General features: G+C 66.2%; 1 pseudogene. It reads left to right on the top strand.

The window, feature by feature from the left end:
• Window positions 1-234, top strand: a pseudogene (locus SB751_RS35435) (LysR family transcriptional regulator); the annotation flags it as partial.

Raw genomic sequence — 234 nt, 5'->3', positions numbered from 1 at the left:
CCGGCTCTACCTGAACTGCTGCCGGCAGGCGCTGCAGGCGCTCGACGACGCACACGCGCTGCTGCAGGAAGGTCGCAACGTGGTGGCCGGCAAGGTGCGGCTGTCGTCGACGTCCGATTTCGGCCGCAACCAGCTGCTCGACTGGCTCGACGAATTCACCACGCTGCATCCGGGCGTCACGTTCTCGCTGACGGCGTCCGATTCGGCGTCGAACCTGTGGCAGGACGAAATCGA

The sequence above is a fragment of the Cupriavidus sp. SIMBA_020 genome (genome assembly GCF_046535395.1).
In the GTDB taxonomy this organism is placed as follows: domain Bacteria; phylum Pseudomonadota; class Gammaproteobacteria; order Burkholderiales; family Burkholderiaceae; genus Cupriavidus; species Cupriavidus campinensis.
This window is presented reverse-complemented; position numbering and strand designations above follow the sequence as displayed.